Origin of the sequence: Teichococcus aestuarii (assembly GCF_042651065.1) — a bacterium.
Taxonomy (GTDB): Bacteria; Pseudomonadota; Alphaproteobacteria; order Acetobacterales; family Acetobacteraceae; genus Pseudoroseomonas; species Pseudoroseomonas aestuarii.
On the sequence record NZ_JBHSCH010000114.1, the window covers coordinates 1 to 6,928 of the forward strand.

General features: G+C 71.1%; 5 protein-coding genes. All 5 read left to right on the forward strand.

The window, feature by feature from the left end; translation table 11 throughout:
- Positions 1–313: TolC family protein (locus ACFOY6_RS23300; RefSeq protein WP_379652386.1), on the forward strand; the 313-nt coding region annotated here is incomplete at its 5' end.
- Between the two features lies 1 nt (position 314).
- Positions 315–1,085, forward strand: a complete 771-nt coding sequence (locus ACFOY6_RS23305) for a DUF2497 domain-containing protein (protein ID WP_379634230.1) — start codon at positions 315–317, stop codon at positions 1,083–1,085.
- Between the two features lie 80 nt (positions 1,086–1,165).
- Positions 1,166–3,865, forward strand: a complete 2,700-nt coding sequence (locus ACFOY6_RS23310) for a valine--tRNA ligase (RefSeq protein WP_379652387.1) — start codon at positions 1,166–1,168, stop codon at positions 3,863–3,865.
- A gap of 260 nt (positions 3,866–4,125) precedes the next feature.
- On the forward strand, positions 4,126–4,647 hold the full coding sequence (locus ACFOY6_RS23315; RefSeq protein WP_379634228.1) for a PepSY domain-containing protein: 522 nt from the start codon (positions 4,126–4,128) through the stop codon (positions 4,645–4,647).
- Positions 4,648–4,821: 174 nt separating this feature from the next.
- Complete coding sequence (gene ilvD, locus ACFOY6_RS23320) at positions 4,822–6,546, forward strand: dihydroxy-acid dehydratase (protein ID WP_379634227.1); 1,725 nt, start codon at positions 4,822–4,824, stop codon at positions 6,544–6,546.
- Positions 6,547–6,928: the final 382 nt, after the last annotated feature.

A 6,928-nucleotide genomic window follows, 5' to 3' on the forward strand; every position in this document is an offset into this window, starting at 1 on the left:
GCAGATCCGCGCCGCCGAGATCGCGCTCGACGGCGTGCAGCGCGAGGCGGTGGTGGGCAGCCGCACCACGCTCGACGTGCTGAACGCCGAGCAGGAGCTGCTCAACGCCCGCGTCACCCTGGTGCAGGCGCTCTCCAGCGTCGTCACCGCCAGCTACAACCTCGCCGGCGCCGTCGGCCGCCTCACCGCCCGCGACCTTGCCGTCCCCGTCGCCCAGTACGACATGGAGGCCTACTACAACACCGTCCGCTCACGCTGGTTCGGCACAGGGGATTACAGCCAGGGCGGCGGCCGGCAACAGGAAGTGCGTTGAGATGGCCGAACCTCCCTATCGCCCCGACCCCCAGGAGCCCTCCATGGAGGATATCCTGGCCTCCATCCGCAGCATCCTGAACGAGGATGAGGGGCGCGACGCCCCGCCGCCGCTGGACCTGACCGAGGAGATGCTGGTGCCCGCGCCGCGCACCCCGGCCGGCACGGCCACGCCGCAGCCGCCGGCACGGCCGCCCCTGCCGCTGCGCCGGCTGGCCAATATCGGGCCGGCGCCGGCTTCCCCGGCCGGGGCGCCGCCGGCACCCGGCGGCTCTCCCTCCACGCCCGCACCGGCGGCGCTGCCGCCGCCCGTGGCCATCGTGCCGCCGCCGGCGGAGCCCAGGCCGCCCGCGCCCCGGCCGGAGCCGGAAGCCGGGCCGCAGGCGGCCGGAGCAAAACCCCAGCCGCAGGCGGCCGAAGCGAAGCCGCAGGCAGTCGAAGCGAAGCCGCAGGCGGCCGGGCCCGTGCCGCTGGTGCCGGAGCCTGCCGCCGGGCGCGCTTCCGCGCCGCATGCGGCGGAGCTGGAGGAGGGGCTGCTCGGCCCTGTCGCGGCCGCCGCCGCAGCAGCAGCGCTGGGTCAGCTCGCCCGCGCCGTGACGGAGGACCGCCAGGCGCCGGTGACGCGCCAGGGCGGCGCCAGCATCGAGGATGTGGTGCGCGAGGAGCTGCGCCCCCTGCTCAAGGCCTGGCTGGAGCAGCACCTGCCGCCGATGGTGGAGCGGCTGGTGAAGGCCGAGATCGGCCGCGTCATGTCCGGCGGCCGCGGCGGCTGAGCGGGAAGGGCGGGGGGTTTTCTCCGCCCTCCCGCTGCTGCCTCTTGACGGCGGCCCGGCGCCCGCACAAGCGTGCGCCCATGCTCGACAAGACCCTCTCGCCCGCCAGTTTCGAACAGCGCCTCTATGAAGGGTGGGAGGCCGCCGGCAAGTTCGGCGCCAACCCCGCCAGCGGGGCGGACCCCTTCACTATCATGATCCCGCCGCCCAACGTCACGGGCAGCCTGCATATCGGCCACGCGCTGACCTTCACGATCCAGGACATCCTGATCCGCTGGCGCCGCATGCAGGGGCGGGACGCGCTGTGGCAGCCGGGCACCGACCATGCCGGCATCGCCACGCAGATGGTGGTGGAGCGCCTGCTGGCCACCCAGGGCGTGAACCGGCGCGAGATCGGGCGCGAGAAGTTCCTCGAGCATGTGTGGGAGTGGAAGGCGCAGTCGGGCGGCAACATCACCCGCCAGCTCCGCCGCCTCGGCGCCAGCCTGGACTGGCCGCGCGAGCGCTTCACCATGGATGAGGGCCTCTCCGAAGCGGTGCGCGAGGTGTTCGTCACCCTGCACGAGCAGGGGCTGATCTACCGCGACCGGCGCCTTGTGAACTGGGACCCCAAGTTCCAGACCGCCATCTCCGACCTGGAGGTGGAGAGCCGGGAGGTGAAGGGCAGCCTCTGGCACCTGCGCTACCCGGTCGAAGGCGCGCCGGGCCGCTTCATCGTGGTGGCCACCACCCGGCCGGAGACGCTGTTGGGCGACACCGCCATCGCCGTGCATCCGGAGGACGAGCGCTTCCGCGACCTCGTGGGGAAGTTCGCCGTCCTGCCGCTGGTGGGCCGCCGCATCCCCATCGTGGCGGATGAGTATTCGGACCCCGAGAAGGGCTCGGGCGCGGTGAAGATCACCCCCGCGCACGACTTCAACGACTTCGCGGTGGGCAAGCGGCACGGCCTCGCCATGCCCTCCGTGCTGGACGCAGATGGCAACGTCTTCCTCGACGAGATCGCGGCCGATCTGGTGGCGGTGGAGGGCGTGGCCGCGCCGGACTTCGTGCGGAGCCTGGCCGGGCAGGACCGCTTCGCCGCGCGCAAGGCGATCGTGGCGGAGCTGGAGCGGCTGGAGCTGGTCGAGACCATCGAGCCGCACAGCCACGCCGTGCCGCATGGCGACCGTTCGGGCGTGCCGATCGAGCCGCGCCTGACGCTGCAATGGTATTGCGACGCGGCGACGCTGGCCAAGCCCGCCATCGAGGCGGTGGAGACCGGGCGCACCGAGTTCGTGCCCAAGCACTTCGAGAACATCTTCTTCAGCTGGATGCGGGACATCCAGCCCTGGTGCATCTCGCGCCAGCTCTGGTGGGGGCACCAGATCCCGGCCTGGTACGCGCCGGATGGCAGCGTGTTCGTGGCCCGCACCGAGGCGGAGGCGCTGGCCCAGGCCCGCGCGAAGCTCGGCGACGGCGTGACGCTGACCCGCGACCCGGATGTGCTGGACACCTGGTTCAGCTCGGCGCTGTGGCCGTTCTCCACGCTGGGCTGGCCCAACAAGACACCGGAACTCGACAAGTATTACCCCGGTGACGTGCTGGTGACGGGCTGGGACATCATCTTCTTCTGGGTCGCCCGGATGATGATGATGGGCCACCACTTCATGGGCGATGTGCCCTTCCGCACCGTCTACATCCATGGCCTCGTCCGCGACGAGAAGGGCCAGAAGATGTCGAAGTCGAAGGGCAACGTCATCGACCCGCTGGAGCTGGTGGACAGCTTCGGGGCGGACGCGCTGCGCTTCACCATCGCCTCGATGGCGACGCCGGGCCGCGACGTGAAGCTCGGCCGCAAGCGCGTCGAGGATTTCCGCTCCTTCGGGACCAAGCTGTGGAATGCGGCGCGGTTCTGCGAGATGAACGGCATCGCGCCCGATGCGTCCTTCGACCCCTCGAAGGTCGAGACGCCGCTGGCGCGCTGGATCCTCGACGCCGCCAATGCCGCCATCGCCGAGGCGACCGCCGCGCTCGAAGCCTACCGCATGGATGACTATGCGGGCGCCTGCTACCGCTTCGTCTGGAACAATTTCTGCGACTGGTTCCTGGAATTCGCCAAGCCCGCCCTGAACGGGCCGGAGGGGCCTGAGAAGGCCGAGGTGAAGGGCGCCGCCCAGCACGTGCTCGGCACCATCCTGCGCCTGCTGCACCCGGTGATGCCCTATGTCACCGAGGAGCTGTGGGACCGCTTCGGCTATGGCCCGGAATGCAGCCTGATCGGCGCGCCCTGGCCGCAGCCCGTGGCGGTGCCGGGGGCCGAGGCGGCGCGGGCCGAGCTGGACTGGCTGGTGGGCCTCGTCTCCGCCGTGCGCGGCGTGCGCGCCGAGATGAACGTGCCGCCCTCCGTGCTGGTGCCGCTGCTGCTGCAAGGTGCCTCCGCCGAGACGCTGGCGCGGGGCGGCCGCTGGATCGAGGCCATCCGCCGCCTGGCGCGCGCCACGGAGTTCCGCGCCCTGGCGGCGGGGGAGGCGCCGAAGGGTGTCGCGCAGGTCGTCGTGGCGGAGGCCACGGTGCTGCTGCCGCTGGCCGAGGTGATCGACCTCGGCGCGGAGCGGGCGCGGCTCGCCAAGGAGCGGGACAAGGCGGCGGCCGAGGGCGCCAAGGTGGAGCAGAAGCTGGCCAATGCCGACTTCGTCGCCCGCGCCAAGCCGGAGGTCGTCGAGGAGAACCGCGAGCGCCTCGCGAGCGCGCAGGCCGAGGTGGCACGGCTGGAGGCGGCGCTGGCGCGCATCGCGGGCTGAGGCGTTCCTTCTCCCGACCCGGATGCCGGCCCATGCCCGGGCCGGCAGCGGGGATTACGGCAAAGCTCGCGTTTTCGTGAGAAAAGCCGGATTGTGGCGAAACCATGTCCGGCTTTTCATGTTTCCCCTCCATGCGGCACACGGTCGCGACGCCCCGCCACAGGCTGCGGGGCGCTCAAGGCCCGCGGGACACAAGTCCCGCGCCCGGCCTCCCCAGGAGGAACGGGCCGAGGCCATTCAAGCCATGGAGGCTCACTGACATGACGAAGCTCCTGAATTCTGCTGCGATCGCCACCGTTCTCTTCTTCGGCGCGCAGGGCGTGGCGCTCGCCCAGGGCGTCAATCCCGGCCAGCCCGGCAGCGCCGCCGGCGGCATGCAGGCCCAGTCCACCCAGCAGGGCCAAAGCCAGGGCCAGCAGGCCGGCAGCCAGATGCAGGCCATGTCGGAGCAGCAGGTGCGCACCGCCCTGCAGGCGCGCGGCTACTCGGAGATCGAGGGGCTGGAGCGCAACGACGACACCTTCCGCGTCTCCGAGGCCAAGCGCTATGGCGAGACGGTCGAGGATCTGCGCGTCGACGCCCGCACCGGCATGGTGCGCGACGAGAAGCGCCTGAGCACCGACCAGGCCGAGGCGATGCTCAAGGACCGCGGCTACTCGGATGTGAGCGATGTCGAGCGCGACGGCGACACCATCACGGCCAATGCCGAGCAGGCTGGCAACAAGGTCAAGCTGCGCATCGACGCCAAGAGCGGCATGGTCAGCCGGCAGCAGGAAGGCTGAGGCCCGGCGGGGCGCCGGGGCCAGCCCCCGCCGCCCGCCATCGGCCGGGGAAAGCCCGGGGGCAGCCGCTCCCGGGCTTTTTTCATGGCCGGCGCTGTCCCGCGCTTGGCTTGCCGGCGGAAGCTTGTTGCGCGATACAGCGGCGGGACGCAACGGAACGAAGGTCACACCCGCATGGCTGAGCAAAAATGGGATAAGTCGCGCCTGCCGAGCCGCCATGTGAGCGTCGGCCCGGAGCGCGCCCCGCACCGCTCCTACTACTATGCCATGGGCATGACGGAGGAGGAGATCGCCCAGCCGCTGGTGGGCGTCGCCACCTGCTGGAACGAGGCCGCCCCCTGCAACATCGCGCTCAACCGCCAGGCGCAGAGCGTGAAGCAGGGCGTGAAGGAAGGCTTCGGCACGCCGCGCGAGTTCACCACCATCACGGTGACCGACGGCATCGCCATGGGCCACCAGGGGATGAAGTCGTCGCTGGCCAGCCGCGACGCCATCGCCGACACGGTGGAACTCACCATGCGCGGCCATTCCTACGACGCGATGGTGACGCTGGCGGGCTGCGACAAGTCGCTGCCGGGCATGATGATGGCGATGCTGCGCCTGAACGTGCCGAGCGTGTTCATGTATGGCGGCTCGATCCTGCCCGGGAAGTTCAAGGGCAAGGATGTCACCGTCGTGGACGTGTTCGAGGCCGTCGGCCAGCACGCCGCCGGCAACATGTCGGACGAGGATCTGCACGCGCTCGAATGCGTGGCCTGCCCCTCGGCCGGCGCCTGCGGCGGGCAGTTCACCGCCAACACTATGGCCACCGTCTCCGAGGCCATCGGGCTGGCGCTGCCCGGCTCGGCCGGGGCGCCCGCGCCCTATGAGGACCGCGACCGCTGGGCCGTCGCCTCCGGCCGCGCGGTGATGGAACTGCTGCGCAAGAACATCCGCCCGCGCGACATCGTCACGCTGAAGGCGCTGGAGAACGCGGCGGTGGTGGTGGGCGCCACGGGTGGCTCGACCAATGCCGGGCTGCACCTGCCGGCCATCGCCCATGAGGCGGGCATCCGCTTCACGCTGGACGACGTGGCGGCCATCATGCGCCGCACCCCCTACATCGCCGACCTGAAGCCGGGCGGGAAGTACGTGGCGCTCGACGTGCACAAGGTCGGCGGCATCCCGGTCATCATCAAGGCGCTGCTCGATGCCGGGCTTCTGCATGGCGACTGCATGACGGTGACCGGCAAGACGCTGGCCGAGAACCATGCCGACGTGGTGTTCCCGACCGACCAGGACGTGATCTACCCCGTCTCGAAGGCGCTGACGCCGACGGGCGGCGTGGTCGGGCTGAAGGGCAACCTCGCGCCGGACGGCGCCATCGTGAAGGTGGCGGGCATGAAGGTGCAGCGCTTCGAGGGCACGGCGCTGTGCTTCGACTGCGAGGAGGACGCCTTCAAGGCCGTGGACAGCCGCGCCTACAAGGAAGGCGACGTCATCATCATCCGCTACGAGGGCCCGAAGGGCGGCCCCGGCATGCGGGAGATGCTCTCCACCACCGCCGCCATCTATGGCCAGGGCATGGGCGACAAGGTGGCGCTGATCACCGATGGCCGCTTCTCCGGCGCCACGCGCGGCTTCTGTGTCGGCCATGTCGGGCCGGAGGCGGCGGTCGGCGGCCCGATCGGCCTGCTGAAGAATGGCGACCGCATCGTCATCGACGCCGAGAAGGGCAGCATCGACGTGCTGCTCTCCGACGAGGAGCTGGCCGCGCGCCGCGCCGCGTGGCAGCCGCGCAGGACCGACTACAATTCCGGCGCGCTGTGGAAGTATGCGCAGCTTGTCGGGCCGGCGCATCTCGGCGCCGTGACCCACCCCGGCGGTGCCGAGGAAACGCATTGCTACGCCGATATCTGAGCGTCTTCCTGAACTGACAGAAAGAAGAAGAGGGGGCGCGGGGGAGAATTCATTCTCCCCCGGTCTTTCTTTGTAACACCGCGCCCCGCTTCGTCTTTCTTCCGCCCCAGCTTCGCCATGGTCGGCTCCCTAAGCTCGGGACATGGACGCCGCAGCCTCCGGGATGCGGCGGGACAGGGAGAGGACCGGATGCTGAACCGTCGCACATTGCTGGGTGGGTTGCTGGGGGGCCTGGCTGCCGCCCTGCCGCTGGCCGGGGCCGCGCAGGCGCAGCCCTATGGCCCGCCGCCCGGCTATCCGCCGGGTGGTCCTCGAGGGCGCCGCCCGCCTGGTCCGCCGCATCCGCCGCCGCCGGGGCCGGCGCCGGGGCATCGGCCGGGCG